Here is a 26,889-nt window from a genome sequence, read left to right on the forward strand (position 1 = left end):
TCATGGAGGAAAAAAATGAAGCAAAAAAAGGTTGATCCTTCAAAGATGTTAGGAGCTTTACGCACGGTAATAATACTTGTCGTAATTGCTCTTATAGCTTTTTCGGGAATAAAGGTTATTCCTACAACGGATAACGGAGTTGTTACCCGTTTCGGTAAATATACAAATACCCTTTCACCGGGGCTTAATTTTGTAATTCCCTTTGTAGATCGGGTTTATAAGGTTCCAGTTAAAACCGTTCAAAAGGAAGAATTCGGTTTTAGAACTTCCAAGGCAGGAGAAAGGAGCGAATATCAAAATTCCATGCTTAATGAGTCCTCGATGCTTACGGGAGACCTAAACATCATAAATGTTGAATGGGTTATTCAGTATAAAATAGTGGACCCTAAGGCTTGGCTTTTTAATGTTGACGAAGATCAAAGAAATAAAACCGTCAGAGATGTTTCAAAATCCGTTGTCAACAGCTTGGTAGGGGACAGGGCTATAATGGACATAATCAGCTTGGATCGTGACAGCATTGCAGTTTTAGCACAAGAAAAAATGAACGAAAAATATAAGCAGATCGGTCTTGGAATTTCCGTTTCCTCGGTACAATTGCAAAACATTGTCCCTCCTCATGAAGTTCAAGCTGCCTTTGAGGATGTAAACATAGCAATTCAGGATATGAACAGGCTCATAAACGAAGGAAAAGAAGCCTACAATAAAGAGATTCCTAAGGCAAAGGGTGAAGCTCAAAAAATGATTGAAGAAGCTAGGGGCTATGCTTCCGAAAGAATAAACAAGGCAAAGGGAGATGTTGCCCGTTTTAACGCCGTTTATTCGGAATATGTAAAGGCTCCCGATATTACTAGGAGAAGGCTGTACCTTGAAACTCTCGATGCTATTTTTAAAAATAATGAAAATGTTACCCTCATAGACAAAAACTTAAAAAACTTTTTACCTTTAAAAGAATTAAATAAAGGAGGCAACTGATTTTTATGGAAAACTATGAAAATACCGAAAACGGAAACACTGAAGATGTAAGATTTGAAAGTCCTTCTTCCAAAAATAAGATAAAACCCGAAAAAAACAAAAAAGACAAAAAAGGTTTCGGATTGTTTTTCTTTGTGGTTATACTTCTTGTTTTGTTTTTTTTCCTAAAACCTTTTTATATTTTAAATGAGGGCAATGTTGCCATTATAACGAAATTCGGAGCTGTAGTAAAAACGGAAAAAGAGGCCGGGCTTCATTTTAAAATGCCCTTGATTCATACCGTAAACAAATACACGGCAAAACTCTTACGTCTTGACGGCGATCCACAAAAGATTCTTACTTTAGAAAAACAGTATCTTAAGGTAGATACTACCAGCCGATGGCGTATAGTTGACGTAAAAAAGTTTTATGAATCCCTTACAACCTATGATAGCGCTTATTCCCGCCTTTCGGATATTGTAGATTCATCTGTTAGAGATATTATTTCTGTAAACAGTCTTGCCGATGTTGTACGAAGTTCAAATATTATAAATGAAAGCAAAAAAACGGAAGAGTTTAACCTTGAAAATGCCGAAGTTGACCTTGGTTCCTTAAAGACGGAAAAAGTAAACTTCCCTGTGATAAAAAAGGGCAGGGAAACTCTGGCTGATGAAATTTTGGCCAAGGCCAATAGCCAGCTGGGTGAATTCGGCTTGGAGGTGGTTGACCTGATTTTTAAAGGAATTAAGTATTCGGATGAGCTTGAAAATTCCGTATTCAGCCGCATGATAAAAGAAAGGAATCAGATCGCCGGAACCTTTAGGTCTACAGGCGACGGTGAAAAACTTAAAATCTTAGGAGAGTTGGAAAACGAAAAGCGGACTATCCTGTCGCAAGCCTATGCCGAGTCAGAAAGGATAAAGGGAGATGCCGATGCAAAGGCTGTTGCAATCTATGCCGAAAGCTACGGTAAGTCTCCCGAATTCTACAGCTTTTGGAAAAGCATGGAGATTTATAAAAATTCCTTGCCCGAGACCGAAAAAGTCCTCTCAACGGATATGGAATATTTTCAGTATCTGTATAGGCATTAACATTAGAAGAAGTTTTTCCGATATTATATAGGAGGTACGATAAACAGCTCGGCAGGAATTCTGCCTCACTGTTTATTGATTGTATGGGAGGTAAAAATTTTGAGAAGAAGCGGAACTATAGGACGTATTATTGTTCTTTTGATATTGATTGTTTTACTTGTGTTCGGAGGCCTATTGTGGTTTGATTATTTAGGCCTAATCAGCTCAAGGAGCTTGTTTTCTCCTATTTACTCCTTTTTCGGTTTAAAAACGCCTGAGGGTATTGCCCCCTTAGATTCCGATGAAATGGCAAATTTGGAAAATGACCGCTACGAAAAACGCTTGATGGCCTTAGAGCTGCGTTCTCAGGAATTGGATAAGCGGGAGGAAGATGTTCAAACTCAGGAAAACGAAAATAAACAGGTTGCCGAAGAGCTCGATGACCGCAGGTTGGCTATAGAAGAAAAAGAAAAGAACTATAATCTTTTGGTTGTGGAACGGGATGCCCGTGAGGCGAACATAATCCAAATCGCTAAATATATAAACGGTATGCCCCCTGAAAAAGCCGTTTCAAATCTTATAGCCATGGACGATCAGGATATAATTGACGTGCTTAGGGCTGTAGAAAAAATAGCTGCAGAAGAAGGTAAAAACTCTTCGGTTGCTTATTGGTTTTCTTTGATGCCGGCCTCCAGGGCTGCGGAGATTCAGCGTAAGATGGCAAATAAGCCTGTTACCTTCCCGTAATCGGTAATTTAAAATTCAAGCATGTTTTTTCCGACGATTTCTTTTGCAGTTTTTTTTCTCTCAGTCTTTTTTTTATACTGGTATATTTTTAGGCAGGAAAAAGAACGTAAAATCCTTTTAACGGCCGCCTCTTATTTTTTCTATGCAATGTGGGATTGGCGTTTTTGTATTCTGCTTTTTGTTTTTACCCTTATAAATTATTTTTACGGTTTTCTTCTCGATAAAGAAAAAAATTATGCTCCTCGAAAGGCTATCGTAATCATTATCTGTATTATCGATATTTTATATCTGGGATTTTTTAAATACCTTTACACCCTGCTCTCATATTTAAACCAATTTTTTCCGGATATGTTTGTTAATTCTACTCTTTTAACTCTGCGTTCTTGGTCTCTTTTGGTTCCTGTTGGAATTTCTTATTATACTTTTCGATGTATGAGTTATGTCTTCGATATTTATCTTTGTAAGATAAGGCATGTAAAATCTTTTTGGGATTTTTTACTCTATGTATCGTTTTTTCCTCAGCTGTCCTCAGGGCCGATTGTTCAGGCCGAGTATTTTTTTAAGGACCTTCCTCGGGCACTTAACTGCGATAATGAAAAAGGAGCAAAACCCATAGCCTTTGACCGTGCTATCGTGTTTTTAATTTCAGGCTTGTATAAAAAAATGATAATTTCAAATTTTTTGACCATACTCGTTACCGATAAAATTTTTGCAAATCCTTCATTTTATAATACATGGGAGCTTATTTTCGGACTACTATGTTATACGATAATTATCTACGCAGATTTTTCGGGCTACAGCGACATGGCGATAGGTATAGGAATCCTTTTGGGATTTAATACGCCTGCAAACTTTAACCGTCCCTATGTTTCAAAGTCTATCACCGAGTTTTGGAGAAGGTGGCATATAAGTTTTTCTTCTTGGCTTAGAGATTATCTTTATTTTGGCCTAGGCGGCTCCCGATTCGGTCTTGCCAGAGCTCTCTTTGCGCTTTTTTTTACGATGCTCATTGCAGGACTTTGGCACGGGGCTTCATGGACATTTTTAATATGGGGAGCTATGCAGGGGACAATGCTGTGTATCGAAAAGATTTTTTCGGAAATAAAAGAACGTAAAGCTATAGGAGAAGAAATTTTAGATGAAGAAAAAGACGCAAAAAAAAGTTTTGATTTTTTGAGAATTATACCGGTTTTTATATTCGTAAATATCAGCTGGCTTGTGTTTTTTTCGCCGTCACTATCGGAACTGAGTTTATATTTAAGATCTCTTGGCAATATTTCTCAGCCATTTCAAATTATAAGTCCATTTATTCTTTTAATCTTTTTTGCAGGCCTTTCTTTGCAGCTTCCTTCGGAAAGTTTAAGGAAAAAAGCTTTTACAATATATAGCCGTCTTCCGATGATTGTTAAGGTTGTTACCACCGTCAGTTTTTTAGCCGCTCTTTATGCGGTTTCAACTTCGGGTATACCGCCGTTTATTTATTTTGCATTTTAGGTGAAAGTTGACATATGAAACTAAAAGATACAATAAAAAAACTAAATGATGTTCTTCCTTTTAAAATAAAACTAAAAAATAAAAAATCCATCTTTTATTCTGCAAACAAAGCTCTTTCGTTTTTTTTACTCTGTATTTTTTTCTTCATGCTGCTCTTAGGTAAATCTTTAGACAATTTTTCATCTAAAATAAAAAATCCTTATGCCGCAGAGGTATTCAGGACTGCCGTTAAACCCGTTTCGGAACTGTCTCAAAAATTGAAACTTGATAATCTGATTCCTTCTGCAAGAACTTTCTTTTTACGCTATGCCGGTCTTGAAGGTTTAAGCGATTGGGATTCTTTTTATTATATGGATTCTGCAGAATTAATTCATCGGGAAAGACTTTTAGCCTTGGAAAACTTAGGGCAGGCTATAGATAAATCTCAAGATAAAAAATCTTCTATAGATAATCTTGAGAAAGACTTAGAAAGAGCAAGAGACGGTTTACCGGCAGAATCAAAACCGGAAGATGTTGCCGCCGTTAAAAAAATGATAGATGAGCTTGAGGCAAAACTTGAAAATGTAAATACGGTTTTGGATAGGTTAAAGGACATTGAGCAGGCTAGAATTGCAGAGCTTGAAAAAATAAGACTCACACAAAAAATGTTGGAATTAAGAAAGGAAGATATATTCGAAACTGCCGTTAAGGAAGGAGAATCAAATGTAGAGCAGGCTGAGGCGCCTAAAAAGGTTTATACCTATAATACGGAAAGACCCTTGCGTATATTAATGATAGGGGATTCTCAGATGCACAGTATTGCCGCAGGCTTTTTAAGGCTTACAGGTCAAAACTCTTCCATAAGGGTAAAAGAAATTTCGGTTCACTCTTCAGGTTTTATAAGAAGCGATTATTACAACTGGCCTAAAAAGTTAAAGAATGTATTTGAAGAAAGTCAAAACGAACGCTATGATATTGCCGTCATTTTTTTAGGAATGAATGATTATCAAAATTTTTATGCAGATAATGGCAAAGTTCTTGTAAAAGAAACTGAAGACTGGGAATCGGCTTATAGGGATAAGGTAATAACACATTTGGACGTTTTATTTGCAAATACAAAAAAGGTGTATTGGCTGGGCATGCCTATTGTACGGGATAAAATATACAATGCCCAATTACTCTATATTGAAGACTTACAGAAAAAAATAGCATCTGAATATTCGAGTATAATCCTTAATAAATTTTCTCTAAGCAGTATCGCTCCCGGAGAAGGGGTTCCTTATACCGATACCGTTAAAACCGCCGAAGGTAAAAAAATAAGACTTATGAAAGATGACGGGCATCATTATACGGTTTCAGGCGGTGAATATATTATGCAGCCCTTTTTAGAGCTGCTTTATAAGGATTGGGATCTGGAACCCTGTACGCCTTAATTTAAGCCCATAGTTTTACCAGACATTTAATACATCCTCAGCAAAGGCAGGAAAATTTTCGAATTTTACAATCTTGCCTTCGTCCAATACTGCCTGACCCGAAAAAAAGCCGAATACTTGGTGTTGAACGCTTTTTATAAGCCCTAAATTCGTATTTGCCGAGCGGTCTATAGCCGGTATAAACTCGGCTTCAAAACGTTTATCGCTTGATATGAAATTCCAAGGCTTTAAATACTCATCATTTTTAATATGAAATTCCACATCTGTAAGTTTATGTATTTTTCCATCATAAAAAATTACGTTTTCGCTTGCAGGGCTCCTATCGGTAAAACCATAACCTAGGTTAAAGCCGAATCTCTTCCCTTCGACTATACCGCTCCCGCTTGACCAATACCAACGGTTCTTTCTTGTCCAAAAACCCCGGCCCCAATCCAGTACAGCCCAAGAGCTGTTTTTTTCTAAAGTGATTTTATCGTTTCCAAGGCTTACGGTTCCGCTTACCGGCATACAGTTGACCTTTTCATTTAAGTAAAAACACTTACGGTTTTCTTTCCATGAAGTTGCTATGTTCATACTCTCATCATTCGGATTTCGTGTAAGCTCAATATCTGCTTTAAGCCCTGTTTTTCCGCAAGGCAGGTGCATATGAGGCACATCTGTTTGTATAATAATTTTTTCTCCCTGCTTACAAAAAAGCAGTTTCATTTTTTTATTTTTAAACTCAAGCTTATGATCCATTAGGGATGAAGGTTTTAATCCTGTTTTACCGAAGGTAAAGAAGGTCATAGCATCTTCCTGTGAAAAAGCTTTCTTTTTTAAGTCAATAAACGAAACGGAAAATAAGGCTCCAAAACCTAAGTCTGCCATTGTAGTATTTAAGCTCCAAAGCTCCTTGGAATTGGTTATGCTGTAATAGTCCCATTCCTTTATTTTAAATGCCGAAGCCTTAATCTTACTTCTATCATAGTTCCATACAGGAAATCTTGCCCATCCTTCTTCGGTGATATGACCCTGCGCATTGAGTAAATCTTGTTTTTCCTTGACTTCATGATTCATAAATTTTTCCTCCATCGATTTATTTGCGATGTCCATTATACACTAAAACCGATTAAAATGCTCTTATAAATTACGTAAATTTCCATTATTTTGTATTGACAAAACTTTATAATTGGATATAATGCTTAAGACATGATTAAAAGTGCGATTAGCCTTAAAGCTCATGCAAAAATTAATCTGCATTTGGAAGTTTTAGGAAAGAGAAGCGACGGATTTCATGACATCGTAAGTGTTTTTGCTCCGATTTCTCTTGCCGATGAGCTTTTGATGCAAAGAAAACCGGATAAAAAAGAATGTAAGGTATTGTCTCCTTTGGCTGAATTGCCGGCAGAAAATACAATTACAAGAGCTTATGAAGAGTTTAAAAACTTTGCCGGTATTTCTGAAGGCATTTCCGTTAGGATTTTAAAAAGAATCCCTGAAGGTGCCGGATTGGGAGGCGGGTCTTCCGATGCCGCTTCGGTTTTGCGGGGGCTTAACGATATGTTTTCTACCGGTTTAGCGGAAGAAGACTTAAGGGCTATAGCTTTGAAAATAGGAAGCGATGTTCCCTTTTTTTTGGGAAATGAGGCTGCGGTTGTAAGAGGCCGCGGAGAAACGATAAAAAGGGTTTCAGTTTTTTCAGATTATTTTGGGATTTTGATTTATCCCGAAATAAAAAGCGCTACACCCAGGGCTTACAGCCTTTTAGGCCGTAAAGAATCGGAGATACTGAATCCTGCTTTTAATCCTGAGCTTTTTTGCGGTAAAGATTGCCGTGAATGGCCTTTTTTTAACAGTTTTGAAGACGTTCTTTTTACGGAATATCCTGCAATAAAAAAGGCAAAACAAGACCTTTTAACTAACGGGGCTGATTTTGCTCTTATGAGCGGTGCCGGTTCTTCAGTTTTCGGGCTTTTTAAAAATGAAAAAACCGTCAAAAATGCTTATTCTAAGCTTTTAGCCGAATATGGACGATGTTTTTTCTTTTTGTTACTTGCGTTCTGATAGAAAGCGTAGTAAAATATTGGTAGGTAAGTATTACCAATATTATTATGCAAGGAGGACAGTATGGAAATTACAGAAGTCCGTGTTCAGAGAGTGAGTCCGGGGAATAGTTTAAAGGCTTATGCTAATATTACGTTTGATGATTGCTTTGTCCTTCATAATGTAAGAGTGATCGAGGGTAATGACGGTTTGTACATTGGAATGCCCAGCCGGAAGTTGAGTAACGGTGAGTTTAAAAATATAGCTCATCCTATCACTGCCGAGTTTAGGGAAAAGATGACAAAGGCTGTTTTGGAGGTTTACGAAAAAACACCTATTATGCCCGGGCAAGAGGCTGAAATCTAGCTTTAGCAATCAATTTGTGACGTAATACTAGTTTTATTTTTCTGTTTTTGGATACAATTTAGCTTTCGGCTTTTTGTATATATTTTGGGACGTCGGCAAGTGGTAAGCCAACGGCTTTTGGTGCCGTCATTCCGTAGGTTCGAATCCTACCGTCCCAGTTTTGAGGCTGCTTTTATCGGCGGCCCTTGTTGCAAACTAAATAATTGGTATTAGAGGAGTTCTGGGATTATGGAACAGAGACTGTTAAACGCAAATGAAAGATCAACATATGGTAAAAATGCCGCTGTAAAAATGAGAAAAGCTGGAAGAATTCCCGCAGTAATGTATGATAGACACGGCAAATCCGTTCCTATTGATGTTGATGAAAGAGAATTTATGAAACTTTTTAAACTTGTTACCGAAAGTACTATTGTAACATTAAATGCCGCGGGAAAGGATTACGAAGTTTTTATTAAAGATTTTCAGCATGATATTGTTTCGGATAAGATTAAACATATCGACTTTTATGAAGTAGAAAGAGGAAAGACCTTACGTACAAAGGTTAAGATTAGACTTGAAGGTTCTCCCGAAGGTGTACGCCATGGTGGAATTCTTGAGACCGGTATTACCGAACTTGAACTTGAGTGTCTGCCTAAGGATCTTCCTGCCAGAATTATCGTTGATGTTTCTGCTCTTGATGTAAATCAATCGCTTCATGTCAGGGATATTAAGCTTCCTGAAGCCGTTACCGTTTTAACAAGCGATGATATAACGGTTGCTGCTATTAAGTTTGCTGCTGCTGAAAGTACAACACCGGCTGCAACTGAAGGTGAAGAAACCGAAGCTGCCGCTGCCGCACCCGAACCTGCTGCAGAGGATAAATAAGCTTTAATCTTAATATTTCAAAACTTCCGTTCCATTTAAAGGGCGGAAGTTTTTTTATGTCTTTATAACTTTCCCTGCATTTTTTCTTGACTGTTGACCATTTTTAGAAATTGTGTAAAATCTATCTTATGGCAAAATCGTTTTTAAAAGATGTGCTTTTAGGCTTTTCCTCCTTATGCGATAGAACGGCGGCACCTTTGAGACTCCTGCTTGCCGTTTCAGGAGGAGCCGATTCTATGGCCATGCTTTCAGCCTTTTTGGAATTGAAGAGCGATATAAATGCCGAAATTTTTGTACTGACTGTAAACCACAATATAAGACCCGAAAAAGAAACCTTAGGCGATGCCCAATTTGTTTTAGATTTTTGTAATGATAAATGTCCATGTATTTTGGCCGAAATTCCTAAAAATACGGTATTTGATGAGGCTAAAAATAGAAAAACCGGAATTGAAGATGCTGCCCGCTTTTTAAGGTACAATGAGTTTGAAAAGGCTGCCGACTCCTTAAATGCCGATTATATTCTAACGGCCCATAATAAAAATGATAATTATGAAACGGTTTTGATGAGGCTCTTTCAAGGCTCCGAGCCTGAAGCCCTTATGGGGATTTCTCCAAGACGGGGAAGATTTATACGCCCCATGCTTAATATCAGCCGCTCGGAAATAGAAGAATATTTAAAAGAAAAAAATATCCCGTGGAGAGAAGATGCTACTAATCTTGAAGCCTCATATCTTAGAAATAAGGTCAGACACAATCTTCTTCCTGTTTTGAGTATCTGCTTTGACGGCTGGCAAAGCGGCTTGGATAAAAGTTTGGCAAAAATAAAGGCTCAAAACGATTTTGTTATTGCCTCATATAAAACAAAAAAAGAAGAATGGGTATTGGATAAAAAGGAAGATTGCTGCCGATGTAAATTTCTTTTTTTTCTAAGCCTTGACGAAGCCTTAAAACTTAAATTTCTTCAAGAAGGCCTTATTCTTTTAAAAGGAAAAAGAAGGATACCTTACTCGGTCTTTGACGATTTGATGAAGCTTTCCGATACTAAAAAGATAATTTTTTCCGGCGGCTTTTGTATAAAAAAAGAAGGAGATGAAGTATTGCTTTTTAAGGCCGTAACCGAAGAAAAGACAAGCGAAGTTTTTTATTCTATCTGGATTGATAAGCCTTGCTCCTTTGATACCCCTGCCGGAAATTTTAAGGCCTTAGAAAATGATGACGGCTTCTTTATAGTGCATGAAAGCGATAAAACCTGCGGTATAGGTCCTTTTAAGCCTCCCTTTTGTGTGCGTTCACGCCTCTTTGGAGATGAAATTGAGACCTCTTCGGGCTCAAAAAAATCGGTAAAAAAAATTATAAATGAGTGGAATATAGACTATGAAAATAGAAATATTTTGCCGATAATCGAAGAGGGCGGGGTAGTTAAAGGTATATACGGAGCCGTTTTCGGCAAAAAAAATTGGTATGTTGTAGGGGATTTAGGAGTAAAGAGATGAAATATTCCTGTAGATTTAAGTGTTTTAAACTCAAGCATAGATTATGTGCTTTTTTTATTTTAATTTGTATAGGTATTTATGCAAATCAAACTGAGGGGGTAAATTTATCTGCTGCCCTATCATATTTGCAGAATTCCGCTAAGCTCTTTACCGAAGAAAAATGGAAGGAAGCCTTATTTGAGGCCCAGCTTGGTGAAGTTTATGATTCGAAAACCGCCGATTTTTTATATATTCAGGCAGTATGCAGTTTAAAATTAAATTATCCTAATGACGATGTATTGCAGAAAGTCAATGCTGCCTGTACCGATGGAATGATCTGGCGTTTATACGATATAAATGCCGGCCGCTTATTGGCAGCTCAAGTCAATACACGGATGTTAAAATACAAGGAAGCTCTGGATCTTGTCAAACGTTTACCCTTTGAATCTGCCGAGTCGGACTATGTAAGGGCAGATGCCCTCTATGGCTTGGGGCGATATGATGAGGCAAAGCAGCTTATTTCCGAAGCTCTTGACCGCTGGGCCTTTAATTCTTCTTTTGCAAAATTGTTCTTTTTACGGGAACGCGGAAAAAAGGTAAACTTTTTAGGCAAAAAATTGGCCGAACATATAATTTCCCGCCTTTACGCGTGGCAGGATGAGGATCCGTCTCTCCTCTTGCTTGCAAGTCCATTTGAAACAAAATCGGAAGAAAATATCAGACGGCTGAAACTATATCGAGGTATGTACTTACCCTTTACCGAATCTTATGATCTTGACGACTTATATAACCGCTCTTATTCTACATTGCTTTGTCTAAGGTACGGTATAATAGATGAACAAACGGCTGTAAACGAATTTTTATCGGCTAAGGTTTATTATTTTAACCCGATTTTGAAGGAGTATATTCTTACTCAGGCTATGTATGAATCCCATTTGGTCGAGCTTTTACGCTTGGTTGTAAATTCCGAATTGAGAAATGAGCTTAAGAACTTTTTATCTGTTTATGAGGGTTTGGTTGTCGATGATGAAAATGGAGATCTGATTATAGATTCTAAAATCTATTATAAAAACGGCAGACCCTGGTGTGCCGAATTTGACAGCCTCCAAACAGGATATCCCGAATACACTGTGGAATGTAACTTCGGTATTCCCTCCGTAATTCACGGCAAAAAAAATGAATATTCGGTGTCCTATGATTCATATCCGGCCGTTAAAAATTTTACCAAAAACGGTAAAAAGTATACCATGCGCCCCCTTGACTTGAATTGGGCACCGATAGAATTAAAAGAATTAAACCTAAAGCTGTATGGCATGCACCAAAAACAACAGGCCTTTTTTTCTTTAAAAGTAGGCAAAAATGTAAGAAGTCTTCATGAAGGTGCATTGATTTACTCCGCTGCATTTTCTGAAGAAAATACTTCGTACATAGACGGAGGCATAAAAAAAGTATTCTTTGATAAGGGTATCCCGATAAAGGCCGAGGTAACTGTGCTAGGGGAGCCATACTCGCAAACTAATTACAGAAAAGGCTTACCTGTTTTTGAAAACATAGATAAAGACGGAGACGGTTATTTTGAAACAAGGATTGAGTATGATCCAAAGGGTGTATTAAAAAGGATAGATATGGATTTAAATAAAAATAAACTCTATGAATATTCGGAATACCATCAAAAAGACGGCTCCGTTACAAAGGTTTGGGACAGCGATGAGGACGGTTCCTACGAAATTACATATACACAATATGAAAATGGCGACTCTCAAACCGAATGGATTCATCCCAAGCTGAATAAAAAAATCCGTGTCAGTTATAAAAACGGTGTTCCTTTCCAATTGTTTGACGGAAAAGAAAACCTTCTGCTCATTCCTTCGGATAAGGGAAACCTGTTCTGGCTTAATCGGAGTCCTACAAATATTGAAAAAGTAAACGAAAAAATTATAGAAATATTTAACCAAACGACCCTTCCGGTTGTTTCCTATATGTTTGGTATAAATAATATCGAAGTTTTTGCCGTGCGCTCCGGAGGGTTTGTTTTTGCTGAAATCGTCAACGAATAAAATAAGTTTTTTTCTTTTCTTCTTATTGATTTTTTCTTGTACTTCAACCAAAGAGGTCCATTATGTGGATTATTCGGATAGATCCAGTGTATTGTATCAGGTTGATTACGCAGAAAAACTCCTTAAATCGGGTAAGATAACGGATGCTTTAATCCGCTCCCGGATTCTTCATCTTAACACAAAAAATTTTGAAGAAGTGGACAAGATTAATTTAAAGTCGATAGAAAAAACGGAAGCCGCATTTTTACAAAGCATAGAGGAAAAAAATTGGGATGAGGCTGTCAGGTATTTTAGGTCTCTTACCTCAATTGGAAAACGCCCTGCCGGATGGACGGAGGAGCGGCTTTTTGAAGAGAGGAATATCTTATGGAAAAAGAATGCCGATCTTCCCTTATTAAACTTACAAAATAAAAAAAATCCTTCAGCCGGTTCAGCTTCTTTTCCTCAAAATATAGATGAGATGATAAAGGGCTCTCTTACCGTTTGGGTGAATAGGGGAACACGCATACAAAGAGGTTATGCTTCGCCTGACATTGTTATAGGTTCGGGTTTTTTTATAGATTCCCGCGGTTATTTTATTACGAATTATCATGTTATTCAAAGCGAGGTTGATAAAAAATATAACGGCTATTCCAGACTTTATATTAAGTCTCCCGATAATCCAAATATAAAAATCCCTGCAAGGGTTGTAGGCTGGGATCCTCTTTTTGATCTGGCCTTGGTAAAGACCGAGTACACGCCTCAGTTTATTTTTAATCTGGGCTCTTCAAAGGATTTAGGAGTCGGAAGCCGTATTTATGCAATCGGTTCTCCGGCAGGTTTGGAAAAAACCCTTACCTCAGGTATAGTATCGGCAAAATACCGACGGCTTTTTTCTATGGTAGATATAATGCAGATAGATGCTGCCGTCAATCATGGGAATTCGGGCGGACCGATAGTGGATGATAAGGGTCTTGTTCAAGCCGTAGTATTTGCCGGTCTCGAAAGAAACGAGGGCCTTAATTTTGCAATCCCTGTTGAGCTTTTAAAGGCTGTTCTTCCCGATTTATATAAGGGCGGAGAAGTTAAGCATACTTGGCTTGGCTGTCACGGTCAAAACCAAAAAAGCGGCTCCGGTAATGCAGGCAGAGTTTCGGACGGGGTTCTTGTAAACTATGTTCTTCCTGACGGCCCTTTTTCAATTTCAGGTATAAATGAGGGTACCGTAATAAAAGAAGTTAACGGTATTCCGGTAAATTCGGTTGAAGAAATACAGGCCAATTTATTGTCTATAGCTCCTGAAACTATAGTCCTCATTAAAGGCTATCAAAAAAATGAAGCAGGTGTTTATGAAGAAAAAACTTGGCCTGTTTTATGTGCCGAACGTCCTTTATATCCGGGAAATTCCGTTTTTAGAAAGGACAGTATAGCAAGATCCATGCTTCCCGTTTTCGGATTTAAACTTGAATCGGTGGGAAAAAAGAATTCTTATAGGGTTGCAGAGGTTATCCCCGGAAGTTTTGCATCTGAAAATGCCTTTGGTGTAAATGACTATATTGAGATTAACGGGAAAAGATGGGATAATGAAAACGAAGAGATTATTCATGTAAATATTTATACAAAAAAGGTTAGGGCAGGTTATATGGACAGCTTTATGGTTTTAAGTGCCTATCTTGATAATCCCCTTTTCTTTTAAAAAACATGTAAATACCCGCATTAGAGTTTTGTTTGCCATATTTTTGATTAGAAAGTCCTGCTTGTTAATAAAAACAATTCTGCCTTAAAAACTCTTTGCGTCCGCTGCGGTTAAATTATCAATAAAATTTAATTCTTTTTTAAAATTTTTGCTATTAACTTTAAATAATCTCTACAATAATTATGAAAGGGGAAAAATTTTTCTTCTTTAAAAAAATTATTAGCGAGGCTTAATTATGCAAAAACTTTTTAAAATAACTTTACGCAACGACTACGCATTTAAGCGTGTATTCGGAGTGGAAGAAAACAAAGATGTTCTGCAGGATTTGCTGGAATGTATACTAGACATTCCCCCTGAAACAATCGCAGGTTTGGAGCTCTTGGATAAGGAGTTTCATAAGGAGCTTTTAAGTGAAAAGCTCGGTATCTTGGATATCAAGTTAAGGCTAAAAGACGGAACCTTTGTCGATATTGAAATTCAAAACAGTTGGCATTTTGATTTTCCTGAAAGAACCTTGTATTATTGGTCTAAAATGTATAATGAAAACATAAAACAAGGTCAAGACTATACAAAACTGCCAAAGTGTATTACAATAAATTTGATAGGAAAAGACTTTGATAAAAATAAGCGTTTGCACAACAAGTATCTTGTTTTGGAAAAAGATACAAAAGAGCCTTTAGTTTCAAAACTTGAGATTCATATATTGAACCTTGAAAAAGCAAAGCTGTTAAAAGAAGCTCAATGTAAAGATAATAAAACTAAACGCTTATTAAACTGGCTGAAATTTATCGAAACTGATGACAGGGAGGTAAGGGAAATGTTAGAACAGGAATCGCCGATGATGGCAAAAGCAAATACCGCTATTTCTGTAATGGAAATGAGCTCTAAAGATAAATGGTTATATGATTCCCGTATGAAATACGAGCATGACAGGGCTTCATGTATAAGCGAAGGTTATCGACAAGGACTTGAACAGGGAATTGATCGAGGAATATCCCAAGGAGCCTACCAAGCCAAACTTGAAACGGCAAAGTTAATGAAAGATATGAATTATCCGATTAGTGATATTTGCACAATATCAGGTCTAAAGAAAGAGGAAATCGAAAAGCTATGATTAGGGGAGCGCCCCCACTTTTACGGAGAAAGACTCTTAAAAATTCCTTTGCGGTCTTTGCGTGCACCGCGGTTAAATTCCTCTCTTACAATTTATAAAACTTCAGTCCTTGATTTTTAAACCTCTTTATAGTAAAATCACTTACTTACAAAACTTAAGGAGGGGTAAATGCCTAAGATAAGTTCAAAAACAGTCGATGCAGTAACCGAAATGACAGATATTGTATCCCTTGTCGAGAACTATACCCGCTTGGAAAAACGGGGAGCAAATTGGTGGGGCTGCTGTCCCTTTCATAACGAAAAAACGCCTTCCTTTAATGTCGTTCCCGATAAAAAGATGTATTATTGTTTCGGCTGCCACAAGGGCGGTGGAACAATCAACTTTTTGATGGAAATGGAAAAGCTCTCCTTTATGGAAGCCGTGGAACGGCTTGCAAAAAATGCAGGCATCGAGGTTATCTATGAAGGCGGCTCCTATGTCCCGGACGAAGGAGCAAAAATTAAAGACCAAATCTTAGATCTTTACGACAAGGTCGCAGGGAGTTTTCATTTTCTCTTGACCCAAAATCCTACAGGGAAAAAGGCTCTTGACTACCTCCTTTCCCGTAACGTTTCTCCGGAAATAATCGAAAAATTTAATCTGGGCTATTCTCCAAAGGATAGAAAATGGCTCCATAGTTTTTTATTGTCAAAAAACTATTCTCAAGACTTTTTAGAAAAGACAGGCCTTTTTTCTAAAAACTATAAAAAGATGGCTTTTTTTTCCGATAGGCTTATGTTTCCTATTTGCGACCGTCACGGTAAAACGATAGCCTTCGGAGGCCGCATTTTGGAAGGCGATGGGGCTAAATATCTCAATTCCTCGGATATGCCGCAATATAAAAAGGGTGAAACGGTTTTTGCCTTTCACCACGCCTTAGCCGAAATTCGAAAATCAAAATCGGTAATCTTATGTGAAGGCTACATGGACGTTTTAGCCTTTTTTCAGGCCGGAATCGAAAATGCCGTTGCCCCCTTAGGGACAGCCCTTACCGAAGATCAGGTAAAACTTTTAAAATCCTTTGCCGAAACCTTTTATCTTGCCTTTGACTCGGATAAGGCCGGACAAGAAGCTTCCTACAAGGCTATAAAAATTTGCCGCAGTATGGGCGTGAATGTGCGTGTTTTATACATAAAAGATGGAAAGGACCCTTCCGAAATTCTACAAAAAAAAGGAAAAGAAGGCTTGAAATTTCTTTTGGAATGTGCTATAGTAGACGATGATTATCTTATACAAATTGCATCCATGAGATTTGATATAAGCAGTCCGGAAGGAAAGGCCTCAGCTATAGCCTTTTTGTTTCCGTATATTGAGGTCCTGGAATCCGATATTCAAAGGGAGTCTGCTATTTCTAAACTTTCATCGGCCTTTGGTGTCAGTCAACAAGCAATTTTCAGCGATTATGTGAACCGCGAAAAAAAGGCTCTAAGGCATATAGTTGACGAAGTAAAACAAAAGCCGGTAGATATAAGGATGAATGCCGAGTTACGATTGGTTCTTGCCGTTACGGCAAATACGGATCTGTTTTCTCGTTTGCGTTCACAATTGAGCCCCGATGATTTTGAGGATTTTTATGCCAGACATTTGTTTATTGTTTTAGAAGAATGTTATAGAGATGGTGCCTATACTTATGCGAATCTGATGCACAGATGCGGGGAAGAAAAATTAAAAGAAATTGTTTCTCAAACAATTTCTAAGGGTGAATTCGCCGAGAACTCTGAAAAGATAGTCGATGACGGCATAAATTTTATAAAACAAAACGTTCTACAAAAACAAAAAGACAAAATCATAGGCAGACTGAGATTATTACATGGAGAAAAGAATATCGATACCGTAAACTTGACAAAAGAATTAATGGAAGAAAAAAAAAGTATCGATATTCAATTAAACAAATTAAAGGGAAAGGTGTATGACTGATCTCGAAAAGAATCCTGCGATTATTAAACTTTTGGAATATGCCAAAAGGAAGCGCACAATAGGATTGGGTGATCTTGATGATCTACTGCCCGAAGACTTAATGTCTCCGGAAACTATACCTGATATTCTGGATATTTTGGAAGGTGCCGGCGTTCAAATAAAAAATGAAGGAATATCCGAATCCAATTCGGAATCCGACTCCGATTCTCAGAGCGGCAATGATGAAGACTACCGATTATTGGATGATACATACGAAGAAGAGGATGACGATATAAAAAGTCCTTATTCCGATGAAATCGAGACTCCATATATCGAAAAAGAAAAGCCTAGGCATGAAACGGCAAAAAAACTGGTTAGAACTTCTCACGAAGCCGGAGTTGACGATCCGATTAAGCTTTATCTTCAAGAGATAGGCAAGGAAGATCTTTTAACTGCCGATGAAGAAGTATCTCTTTCAAAAAGTATGGAAGACGGGGAAGCTATCATAAAAAAGGTTATAAAAAATTCCGGTATATTGATTCCAGAGTTTTTTGTAATCGGACAAAAGGCTTTTTCAAAACTAGATCCCGCTGAGTCCAATAAGCCGCGCAAAGAGTTAAGTGAAGAAATGGCCGAAAAAAAGCGTCTCAAGCAGGTTTATGGGGACAGTCTACGGAACATATATTCCGAAATTAAACAATATATGTCCTTAAAAAAGCACTGTTATGATAGAGAAAGCTTGGAAAGCTTTTTGGAGAGCCCTGAACTTCAAGCTTTGCGAAAGAAGATGTTTAACAGTCTTAAACGTATTCACATTGAATCGGAAGAAATAGAAAAAATTTCGGACCGCTTTATTGAAGCTACCGAAAAAGTGCAGGACTACCAACACAAAAAAGAAAGAAAAGAAAAACAGCTTGGTATTAAAAGCTATGCCGATTTAAGAAAACTGGGTAAACGGCTTGCAATTCCGAGAGAAAGAGAAAAACTGGAAAAAGAGCTTAATATTTCGGCTAATGAAGTAAAGGATATATACACTCAAATTCAGGTCTTGACCCGAAAAATCCGAAAGATCGAATATGATTTTGAAGCTACTGTAGATGAAGTTATTGATCTCACTTCAGAGATAAAGAACGGCCAGAGAATGCTTAAAAATGCAAAAGATAAGCTGATAAATGCAAACTTGCGCCTTGTTGTTTCTATTGCTAAGAAGTACATCAACAGGGGATTACAGTTCTTTGATCTTGTGCAAGAGGGAAATATCGGGCTTATAAAAGCTGTTGAAAAGTTTGAGTACAGGAAGGGATATAAATTTTCTACCTATGCTACCTGGTGGATAAGGCAGGCTATTACGCGTTCAATATCGGATCAGGCACGTACGATAAGGGTTCCTGTCCACATGATAGAACAAATAAACAAGGTAAACAGGGAATCCCGCCAGCTTATGCAAAAACTCGGCCGTGAACCCAATGATGATGAGATAGCCTTGCAGCTTGGCTGGTCGATCGAAAAGGTTAAGCAGGTTAAAAATGTTGCAAGGGAGCCTATCTCTCTTGAAACGCCCATAGGTGAAGAAGAAGATACGCTCTTGGGAGATTTAATCGAAGATAAGGGTGTTGAAAATCCTTCAAACAGAACGGAGCTTACTCTTTTGCAGGAGCAGCTTGAAATGGTGCTTTCGAGTTTGCCTGAGCGTGAGCAGGAAGTTTTAAAAATGCGCTTCGGTATTGAGGGCGGCTATCCTCTTACCCTTGAAGAAGTAGGCTTATATTTCGACGTAACGCGTGAAAGAATAAGGCAAATAGAAGCAAAGGGATTAAGACGGCTGCGCCATCCTAAACGTAGTAGAAAATTAAAAGATTATCTTGATAATTGATTATTTTGATAATCGGTTGTCTTGATAATTAAAGGGGTTGTAATTTATGGATAATGATGTATTGGAAAAATTGAGAGCTTTACAGGATATTCTTGCTCGAAAAAATGAACTTGAAACGGAGATTTTGGATGCCCCAAAGGCTCTTACACAGCAGGAAGAGCTTTTGGAAAAGTTAAAGTCCGGTTATATCCAAATGAACAGCGAGTATGAAGAGCTGCGTAAAGGTATTGCCGTTTTTAAGGCTGATCTTTTTGAAGCTGAACAAAAGAGAGAAAAGGCCGAAAAAGCAATGGATAATATCGAAACTCAGCGCGAGTATGAAATCTTGCAAAAAGAAATCGATGATTCTACTACAAAGGCCGAAACTATAAGAAAGGACCTTCTGAGGCTTGAAAGTCAGTTTAAGATTTTGGATGCAAATATTAAGCAGGAAGAAGATCTTATTGCACAAACCGAGAAAGAACTTGAAGAGCATAAACAGCTCTTGGACTCGGAGATTTCCGAAAAACAAAATAAGGTAGAAGAGTTAAAGCTGGAAGAAAAAAAACTGTCTCCGGGTTTGAGTGATGAAACAATGTTTAAATTCGACAGAATTATTAAAAATAAACATGGTGTCGGTATCGTTTCCGTTCAGGGAAATGTTTGTATGGGCTGCCACATGATTCTTCCCGCTCAGTTTGTAAATGAAGTCAGGTCGGATCAGGATATAAAATTCTGCCCTTACTGCAGCCGTATTCTATTCTATGAAGAATCCGAATTAACGGCCGAGCAGGAAGCATATTTTAATGATTCCGATATGGAAGGTTTACTTGATATTGGAGATTCCGCAAATGAGGATTTCCTTGCAAGTTTTGAAGATAAAGACGAAGATTAAAAAGAATAAATAATTTTGGGATTAAGGGAACCGCTGCATTTGCAGAGGAAAGTCCGGACTCCTTCGGAAACGATGCCGGCTAACGGCCGGGGAACGGAAATTAAAGTTTCCGTTTACAGACAGTGCAACAGAAAGTAAACCGCCGCATTTTGCGGTAAGGGTGAAAGGGCGGGGTAAGAGCCCACCGCGTTTTCGGTAACGGAAACGGCAATGTAAACCTCATCGGGAGCAAGGTTAAGCAGTAAAGAATCTCCGATTCTTAATTTACGGGTTAACCGCGATAAAAACTTGCTGTAAAGCGGGTTTAAGAAAGATGGTTCCGTCTGTTTTACAGAAACAGAATCCGGCTTATTAATCCCTTTTTTTAAGGTATTATAAAAATGGAATTTTCAAAAGGAAGATCACATAAAAATTTCTCAAACAAAAAAAGAAGTTTTAAAAAGATTCTTATAGTTTTACTTTTTCTTTTGTGCGTGACTTCTGCCGTCTATTTTTTATATATCTATAATAAAAACTATGCAGGCATACCTTCAATGAAAGAGGTGTATGCCGATTGGGCCGAAAAAAATTACGAGAGCGTATATCAAAAAACTGCGAGTATTTTAAAAAGAAGAGCATATGACGGTGAGGCTTTGGCTATGAGAGGCTTTGCCTCATATTATATCTTTGCCGAACAGACGGATTTTTCGGTAAGCTATTCTTATCTAAATGATTCTATTTTGAATTTAAGACAAGCGATGTATTGTGTTTCAAAATCTCAACAGCCGAAAATTGCCTACGTTTTAGGAAAGGCTTATTATCAAAAGGGATATTACTATGCAGACCTTGCACTAAAATACTTGGATATAGCATATAATTCCGGAGAAAAATTTGCCGATTTATCGGAATTCAGGGGTATGTCGGCATCTCTTTTGGGCGAGCCGGAAAGAGCCATTGATGCTTTTTCGGATGCCCTCTCCCATAACCCTTCGGATTTATTGTTTTTTGCTCTTGCCGAAAATTATATTAAGATTTCGGATAAACAAAATGCAAAGTTGTATTTATTTGAAACAATAGATAAAACGAAAGATACACTTTTAGAATTAAAATGCCGATATTTATTGGGTAGTTTATTTCTTGAAGAAAATAAGATTGATGATGCTGTAAAGGAATTTAATACCATTCTTGAAAAAGATATGACCTCTGCCGATGCTCATTACGGCTTGGGTGTTGTATACGAACTTCAAGGAGATATGATAAAGGCCCGTGCAGAATGGCGGAAGGCTCTTAAATTTGATCCGCTCCATGTAAAAACACGGGCTAAACTAAATTTATAAAAATTTTGGGGGATGATATGGGCTTTTTTAAAAGATTTTCAACAGATATAGGAATAGATTTGGGAACCTGCAATACCATTATCTATGTGAACGGAAAGGGCATAGTAGTAAACGAGCCTTCTGTTGTTGCCGTTGAAAGGGGTACAAAGAGAGTGGTTGCCGTCGGCTCCGAGGCTAAAAGAATGCTTTGGAAAACTCCGGGAAATATTGTGGCGATCAGGCCATTAAAAGACGGAGTTATTGCAGATATGGACACTACCGAAAAGATGATCCGTTACTTTGTTTCTAAGATTTTGCCTAAGCACCGTTTTGTAAAACCGAGAATGGTTATAGGTATTCCAAGCTGTATTACGGATGTTGAAAGTAATGCGGTTTATGAAAGTGCCATGAAGGCCGGAGCCGGAGATGTTAAAGTTTTGGAAGAATCTTTAGTTGCGGCTATCGGTGCAAATATTCCTATTCATGAGCCTGCCGGAAATATGGTTTGTGATATCGGAGGCGGTACAACCGAAGTTTCGGTTATATCTCTTTGCGGTATGGTTGTAACAAATGCAATCCGCGTAGGAGGCGACGAGTTCGATCAAGCCATCATTAAGCATGTCCGTTCCGTTGATAACCTTATCATTGGAGAACAAACAGCCGAAAGGGTAAAGATCAGCATAGGCAATGCTTCGCCCGAAAAGACAATAGAAAAGGTCGAAATTAAGGGAACCGATGCTATAACCGGACTTCCCCGCCGATTGGAAATAGACTCTGTCGAAGTCAGAGAAGCTTTAAAAGAACCTGTTACACAGATTGTCGAAGAAATTAAACGGACCTTAGCCCAGACACCGCCTGAGCTTACTGCCGATATTGTTGAAAGGGGTATTGTAATGACCGGAGGAGGTTCCTTGTTAAAGGGTCTTCCTAAACTTATCGCAAAAGAAGCCCGTGTTCCCGTAATCTTGGCCGAAAACCCTATGGACTGTGTTGCAATAGGCGCCGGCAGATATTACGAAGTGTTTAGGGATATGACTGTTGACCGCAGTCTCTATGACAGTTTAAATAATTAAGACCCTATGAAGAAAAAACTTTCGCTTAAACTAAATCTAGAAGTTTTTCTTTTAATTTTATTTCTTCTCATATCATCTGTTTTTATGGCCTTTTCCGGAGGTTCTTTTATTTTGGATTTTAAGAGCATGGCCTTTTCGGTAAGTGCCGGAACGGAGAAGGCTGTTTACAATGTTTCTTCCTTTGTGGGAGAAAGCGTTTCTTCCGTAAGGGAATTATGGGATCTAAAAGCAAAGTATAATGAACTTACAAAACAGCTTGAAAAGTACGAACTTTTGGAGCGTTCCAACGCCGATATAAAAAGAGAGAATAATGAACTTCGTACCCTTCTTAAATTTACCGATAGCATTCAGATTGCAAATATCCCTGCAGAAATAATAGGCTATGATCCTAATGCTCTTTATTCGGGAATGATTATTAACAGGGGCGTAAAGCACGGTGTCAGAAAAGACATGCCCGTTATTGCTTTTCAAAACGGAAATATGGCCCTTGTAGGAAAAATCTTGCAGGTAGGAAGGGGCTCATCTATGATTATTCCTATCTATGATTATCAGTGTCATGTTGCTGCGAAGGTGGACCTTGTAAACCACCGCGGTGTTGTAAGCGGACAAGGCTCTGAGGACTCTCCATTAATTATGAAGTACATAAAGAAGAGGGCAGGAGATGACATTAAGATTGGGGATAAAATAATTACCTCCGGCTTCGATGATTCCTCGATTTTTCCAAAAAATATTCCCATAGGTTTTGTTTCTAAAATTAAAACACATGATTATGAAACTTCGCTTGAGCTATCTGTAAATCCTATAATAGATTTTTCTTGTTTGGAATATGTTTTTGTACTTGATACTTCAAAAATAGAAAAGGAGTTTTAATAAATTGAAAAAAGTTATTTTGTGGACTTCTTTAAGCGTTTTCTTTATAACCTTACTTCAAACGGCTATTTTTTCTCACATATCTTTTTTTACGGTGCTGCCCGATTTGGTTTTGCTTACCGTTATTTATATTGCAATTTCAAACGGTTCTCTTACAGGTTTGATTTGCGGTTTTATTGCAGGCCTTTTAGCCGATTTTTTGTCGGCAGCTCCCATAGGCTTACATTCCTTTATTTTTACTTTAACAGGTTACCTTGTAGGAAAATTTTACGGTATTTATAATTTAAACAAGGTAATTTTCCCTTGTATTTTAGGCGGTTTAGGCTTTGTATTTAAGGTATTGCTTTTGTTTGTTTTAAAAATACTTTTTGGGCAAAATATTCATACCTATAATATTTTTTCGATAAACTTTGCCATAGAGGCTGCGGTAAATATTTTTTTTACTCCCTTTGTATTTTTATTTTTTAATCTTTTTCCTCAAGCCTTTATATCGAGGAGTATAGTACAATATGAAAAATACTGAAGATAGTTTAAATTCACGGCTTAGGTTATTTTCAATCTTCGTTTTTTTTATTTTGATAGCTTATACTTATAAACTGTTTTCAATGCAGATCATTCACGGAGATCAGTTTAAGCAAAAGTCACAAAATATTTCAAAGCGGACAACCGTTATACCGGCTCAAAGAGGCGAGATATTTGATAGAGAAGCAAATACGCCGATGGTTTTAAACATCGACTCCTTCGCTGTTGATATTGTACCCGGAGAGGTCCCTCGTCAGGAATTCGATACCGTAATAAACAGGTTAAGTTCAATCTTAAAAATTCCTGTTTCACAGATAGAAAAAAAATTGCCGGTAAGTGTTAGGAGAGATTTTAGATCAATACAAATCAAATCCAATGTCGATTATTCCACGGTTGTGCAAGTGGCAGAAAGCATCGATTCTCTTCCGGGGGTTTCATGGCACTCAAAACCTGTCAGAAACTATGTAGATACCCGTTCTTTTTCTCACATAATAGGCTATGTAGGCGATATAACTACGGACGAATTGACCCGCTTTTATAATAAGGGGTATACCTCAAACAGCATAATAGGCAAGGCCGGAATCGAAAAACAATATGACGAAATTTTACGCGGTACCGATGGGGTGGAATACCGGACTGTAGATGCCAAGGGCAGATACATAGAAAACACCACAGTTGTAACACCGCCTAAGATGGGAAATAACCTTGTTCTTACTATCGACAAGAGAATTCAAAAACTGGCAGAAGATGCTTTGGGCCCCAGAATAGGGGCTGCTGTCGTATTAAAACCTACAACAGGCGAGGTCCTGGCAATGGTTTCCTATCCTTTTTTTGATCAAAATATTTTCGGCAAGGAAATCTCAAGTTCTCTTGCAAAAGAATTGTTTGAAAATCCCGATAAGCCGCTTTTAAACAGGGCTGTAGATGCTGCCTATCCTCCTGCTTCAACATTTAAGGTTATCATGAACACCGCCATTTTAAACGAAAAAGCCTTTCCGCCTGAAACAACGGTACCTTGTTTGGGAGAAATTGAATATGGAAACCGAGTATTCCGCTGTCATATAAGAAAACCGGGGCATGGAAAATTGGCTTTAAACGAGGCTTTGGCAAAATCATGTGATATTTATTATTGGACGGTTTGCCGCGATTATTTGGGTGTTGAAAAAATTGTCGATTATGCAAAGCGTTTCGGGCTGGGTCAGTCCACGGAGATAGACCTGCCCAGTCAATCCGATGGTTTTGTTCCGTCGCCTAGATGGAAGGAGCGTCGTTTCCATGAAAAATGGCTTAACGGAGATACAATGAATATGTCTATAGGTCAAGGTTTTACTCTTGCTTCTCCGCTTCAGGTAGCAAACATGGCATGTATGGTTATAAACAATGGTGTAATCTATAAGCCCCACCTTTTAAAAGAAATAAGAGATCCTTCAAGCGGTGAGGTTATAAAAACCGTTCAGCCTGAAATTCTGCATAAAGAAAATATCGGTAAGGAAGTTTTTGAACAAGTCAGACAGGCTATGAATCTTGTTACGATACAGGGAGAGGCCCGCTATCCTATGAAAAATCCCATGTTCCGTTTTGCAGGCAAAACGGGAACTGCTGAAGTCGGCTTACATGATAGGTGGCATTCATGGATGGTAGCTTACGGTCCCTATGACGCACCTCCTAAGGACATCATAGTAGTCAGCGTTATTGTAGAGGCTGTAAACGAGTGGGAATGGTGGGCTCCTTATGCTGCCAATATAATATTGCATGGAACACTTGCAAATCAAACCTATGATGAAACTATAGACTATCTCGGCTTTAGGCATCTTCCTGCAGTTGTAAGGAGAAGCGAATGAACATACGCAAAATTACAAACTTTGATTATCTATTATTTTTGGCTGTTGTTCTTTTGTCTTTTATAGGAGTACTTTTTATTTATTCTTCAGGAATAAATTCTGCCGGAGAACTTGTTTCTAAGGAGTATGTTAAGCAGATTTTATGGGTGTGTACAGGTATCGTTTTATTATTGCTTTCCTGCATTTACGATTACAGGCGGATAAAGGACAGAACCTTTTTAATTTATTTGGTGGGAATGATTTTGTTGCTTTATACCGGTATTTTTGGAACTGTCAGACATAATGCAAGAAGCTGGATAGGTTTAAAGAATCTAGGTATTCAGCCTTCAGAATTTATAAAGCTTATTTTTATTCTTTTTTTAGCCTATTATTTGGATAAATCGCAAAATGAAGAACCTCTGAAACGATTTATAAAGGCGATTGCGATAATGATTGTTCCTGTTGCCCTTATTTTAAAACAGCCTGACCTTGGAACGGCAAGCGTATATATTCCGATTTTTTTGATAATGTGTTTTATTGCCGGTATTCCGCTGCGCTTTATCCTCTATGTCTTTTTTCTTGGTGTATTAACAATAGTGTTTACCCTTATGCCTCTTTGGGAGGAAATAATTTTAAAGACAAGTCATGTTATGACAAATATTTTAAAAAATTCTCAAGTTTCCATTATTATTCTATTTGCAATGGGTATTTCAACCGTCATTGCAATGATAGGTAATGTTTTACTAAAAAGAAGATATTATTATTGGATAGCCTATGTTCTTTCGCTGATTACTCTGGCATTTGCAGGTTCTATAGTCGGGGTGAGGGCTTTAAAAGAATATCAGATGATGCGTTTAATTATTTTCTTGGATCCTGAGGTAGACCCCTTAAAACACGGCTGGAATATAATTCAGTCAATTACAGCTATCGGTTCAGGCGGATTCATGGGACGCGGCTATCTTATGGGAACTCAAAGTCATTACCGATACCTACCTGAACAAAGTACGGACTTTATTTTCAGTATTTTATCGGAAGAATGGGGCTTTTTAGGCGGCATTTTTGTTTTTTTCCTTTACAGCATAGTTTTTTTTAGATTTTTCCTTTCGATTAAGCGATGTGATGATCTTTTTGGCAAACTCATTGTTTCCGGTATTTTGGCAATGTTCTTTTTCCATTTTTTTGTAAATGTAGGCATGGTTATGGGGATAATGCCTATTACAGGAATCCCTCTCTTGTTTTTGTCCTACGGCGGTTCTTCCCTTTGGACGGCTATGATTTCCGTCGGCGTTGTTATAGGAATAAACTTACGTCAGCTGTAAAAATGCTCCGTTGTAAAAATAGTAAAAAAAAGTATTGACAAAAAGCAGCCTAGGTGTTAGATTA

Annotated in this window: 22 protein-coding genes, 1 tRNA gene and 1 other RNA gene; 23 read left to right on the plus strand and 1 reads right to left on the minus strand. The window is 37.9% G+C overall.

Annotated elements, in window-relative coordinates; genetic code table 11:
- Positions 1-15: 15 nt before the first annotated feature.
- The 5 genes from hflK to TDE_RS06390 all read left to right on the plus strand — a co-directional run bounded on the left by hflK (position 16) and on the right by TDE_RS06390 (position 5,674).
- Complete coding sequence (gene hflK / locus TDE_RS06370; RefSeq protein WP_002678884.1) at positions 16-972, plus strand: FtsH protease activity modulator HflK; 957 nt, start codon at positions 16-18, stop codon at positions 970-972.
- 5 nt (positions 973-977) lie between these two features.
- A complete protein-coding gene (gene hflC, locus TDE_RS06375) occupies positions 978-2,042 on the plus strand; it encodes a protease modulator HflC (RefSeq protein ID WP_002678885.1) in 1,065 nt (354 codons plus the stop codon).
- A 99-nt stretch (positions 2,043-2,141) separates the two neighbouring features.
- On the plus strand, positions 2,142-2,768 hold the full coding sequence (locus tag TDE_RS06380; protein ID WP_002678886.1) for a periplasmic-type flagellar collar protein FlbB: 627 nt from the start codon (positions 2,142-2,144) through the stop codon (positions 2,766-2,768).
- A gap of 21 nt (positions 2,769-2,789) precedes the next feature.
- Positions 2,790-4,262: an MBOAT family O-acyltransferase gene (locus TDE_RS06385; protein ID WP_010956953.1), complete on the plus strand. Its 1,473-nt coding sequence runs from the start codon at positions 2,790-2,792 to the stop codon at positions 4,260-4,262.
- A 14-nt stretch (positions 4,263-4,276) separates the two neighbouring features.
- Positions 4,277-5,674 carry an SGNH/GDSL hydrolase family protein gene (locus tag TDE_RS06390; RefSeq protein ID WP_002678890.1) on the plus strand — a complete coding sequence of 466 codons (1,398 nt, stop codon included), beginning with the start codon at positions 4,277-4,279 and terminating at the stop codon, positions 5,672-5,674.
- Between the two features lie 15 nt (positions 5,675-5,689).
- On the opposite strand, the gene TDE_RS06395 is transcribed toward TDE_RS06390, so the two are convergent.
- Positions 5,690-6,730, minus strand: coding sequence for a DUF2804 domain-containing protein (locus tag TDE_RS06395; RefSeq protein ID WP_002678891.1), 1,041 nt, complete (start codon positions 6,728-6,730; stop codon positions 5,690-5,692).
- A 132-nt stretch (positions 6,731-6,862) separates the two neighbouring features.
- On the opposite strand from TDE_RS06395, the gene ispE reads away from it, so the two are divergent.
- From ispE to rodA, 18 genes are all read left to right on the plus strand, one after another.
- Positions 6,863-7,717: a 4-(cytidine 5'-diphospho)-2-C-methyl-D-erythritol kinase gene (ispE, locus tag TDE_RS06400; RefSeq protein WP_002678892.1), complete on the plus strand. Its 855-nt coding sequence runs from the start codon at positions 6,863-6,865 to the stop codon at positions 7,715-7,717.
- 63 nt (positions 7,718-7,780) lie between these two features.
- A complete protein-coding gene (gene spoVG, locus TDE_RS06405) occupies positions 7,781-8,062 on the plus strand; it encodes a septation regulator SpoVG (protein WP_002678893.1) in 282 nt (93 codons plus the stop codon).
- 85 nt (positions 8,063-8,147) lie between these two features.
- Positions 8,148-8,220 (plus strand) — tRNA-Gln (locus TDE_RS06410).
- A gap of 70 nt (positions 8,221-8,290) precedes the next feature.
- A complete protein-coding gene (locus TDE_RS06415) occupies positions 8,291-8,926 on the plus strand; it encodes a 50S ribosomal protein L25 (RefSeq protein ID WP_002678895.1) in 636 nt (211 codons plus the stop codon).
- 128 nt (positions 8,927-9,054) lie between these two features.
- Positions 9,055-10,419, plus strand: coding sequence for a tRNA lysidine(34) synthetase TilS (gene tilS / locus TDE_RS06420; protein ID WP_002678896.1), 1,365 nt, complete (start codon positions 9,055-9,057; stop codon positions 10,417-10,419).
- Positions 10,416-12,455, plus strand: coding sequence for a tetratricopeptide repeat protein (locus TDE_RS06425; protein WP_002678898.1), 2,040 nt, complete (start codon positions 10,416-10,418; stop codon positions 12,453-12,455). Before tilS ends, TDE_RS06425 begins: the two co-directional genes overlap by 4 nt.
- Before the next feature lie 64 nt (positions 12,456-12,519).
- Positions 12,520-14,130 (plus strand): S1C family serine protease, encoded by a 1,611-nt coding sequence (locus TDE_RS06430; RefSeq protein ID WP_002678901.1) that lies wholly within the window; start codon positions 12,520-12,522, stop codon positions 14,128-14,130.
- A gap of 235 nt (positions 14,131-14,365) precedes the next feature.
- Entirely contained in the window at positions 14,366-15,244 is an 879-nt protein-coding gene (locus TDE_RS06435; protein ID WP_002678903.1) for an Rpn family recombination-promoting nuclease/putative transposase, read from the plus strand.
- A 168-nt stretch (positions 15,245-15,412) separates the two neighbouring features.
- On the plus strand, positions 15,413-17,200 hold the full coding sequence (gene dnaG, locus TDE_RS06440) for a DNA primase (protein WP_002678905.1): 1,788 nt from the start codon (positions 15,413-15,415) through the stop codon (positions 17,198-17,200).
- A complete protein-coding gene (rpoD, locus tag TDE_RS06445) occupies positions 17,193-19,052 on the plus strand; it encodes an RNA polymerase sigma factor RpoD (protein ID WP_002678907.1) in 1,860 nt (619 codons plus the stop codon). The genes dnaG and rpoD overlap by 8 nt, the downstream gene beginning before the upstream one ends.
- Positions 19,053-19,098: 46 nt before the next feature.
- Positions 19,099-19,926 carry a zinc ribbon domain-containing protein gene (locus TDE_RS06450; RefSeq protein ID WP_002671470.1) on the plus strand — a complete coding sequence of 276 codons (828 nt, stop codon included), beginning with the start codon at positions 19,099-19,101 and terminating at the stop codon, positions 19,924-19,926.
- Between the two features lie 17 nt (positions 19,927-19,943).
- Positions 19,944-20,289: RNase P RNA component class A (gene rnpB, locus TDE_RS06455), an RNA gene on the plus strand.
- Between the two features lie 17 nt (positions 20,290-20,306).
- A complete protein-coding gene (locus TDE_RS06460; protein ID WP_002678909.1) occupies positions 20,307-21,242 on the plus strand; it encodes a tetratricopeptide repeat protein in 936 nt (311 codons plus the stop codon).
- Between the two features lie 17 nt (positions 21,243-21,259).
- Positions 21,260-22,294, plus strand: a complete 1,035-nt coding sequence (locus TDE_RS06465; RefSeq protein WP_002668696.1) for a rod shape-determining protein — start codon at positions 21,260-21,262, stop codon at positions 22,292-22,294.
- A gap of 6 nt (positions 22,295-22,300) precedes the next feature.
- Entirely contained in the window at positions 22,301-23,164 is an 864-nt protein-coding gene (mreC, locus tag TDE_RS06470) for a rod shape-determining protein MreC (protein ID WP_002668697.1), read from the plus strand.
- Between the two features lie 4 nt (positions 23,165-23,168).
- The gene (gene mreD / locus TDE_RS06475; protein ID WP_002671465.1) at positions 23,169-23,687 is read left to right on the plus strand and encodes a rod shape-determining protein MreD; all 519 of its coding nucleotides are present in this window, start codon (positions 23,169-23,171) and stop codon (positions 23,685-23,687) included.
- Positions 23,674-25,527 (plus strand): penicillin-binding protein 2, encoded by a 1,854-nt coding sequence (gene mrdA / locus TDE_RS06480; RefSeq protein WP_002671463.1) that lies wholly within the window; start codon positions 23,674-23,676, stop codon positions 25,525-25,527. Before mreD ends, mrdA begins: the two co-directional genes overlap by 14 nt.
- Positions 25,524-26,825 (plus strand): rod shape-determining protein RodA, encoded by a 1,302-nt coding sequence (gene rodA, locus TDE_RS06485; RefSeq protein WP_002677908.1) that lies wholly within the window; start codon positions 25,524-25,526, stop codon positions 26,823-26,825. The genes mrdA and rodA overlap by 4 nt, the downstream gene beginning before the upstream one ends.
- Positions 26,826-26,889 lie beyond the last annotated feature (64 nt).

It is taken from the genome of Treponema denticola ATCC 35405, assembly GCF_000008185.1.
GTDB lineage: Bacteria > Spirochaetota > Spirochaetia > Treponematales > Treponemataceae > Treponema_B > Treponema_B denticola.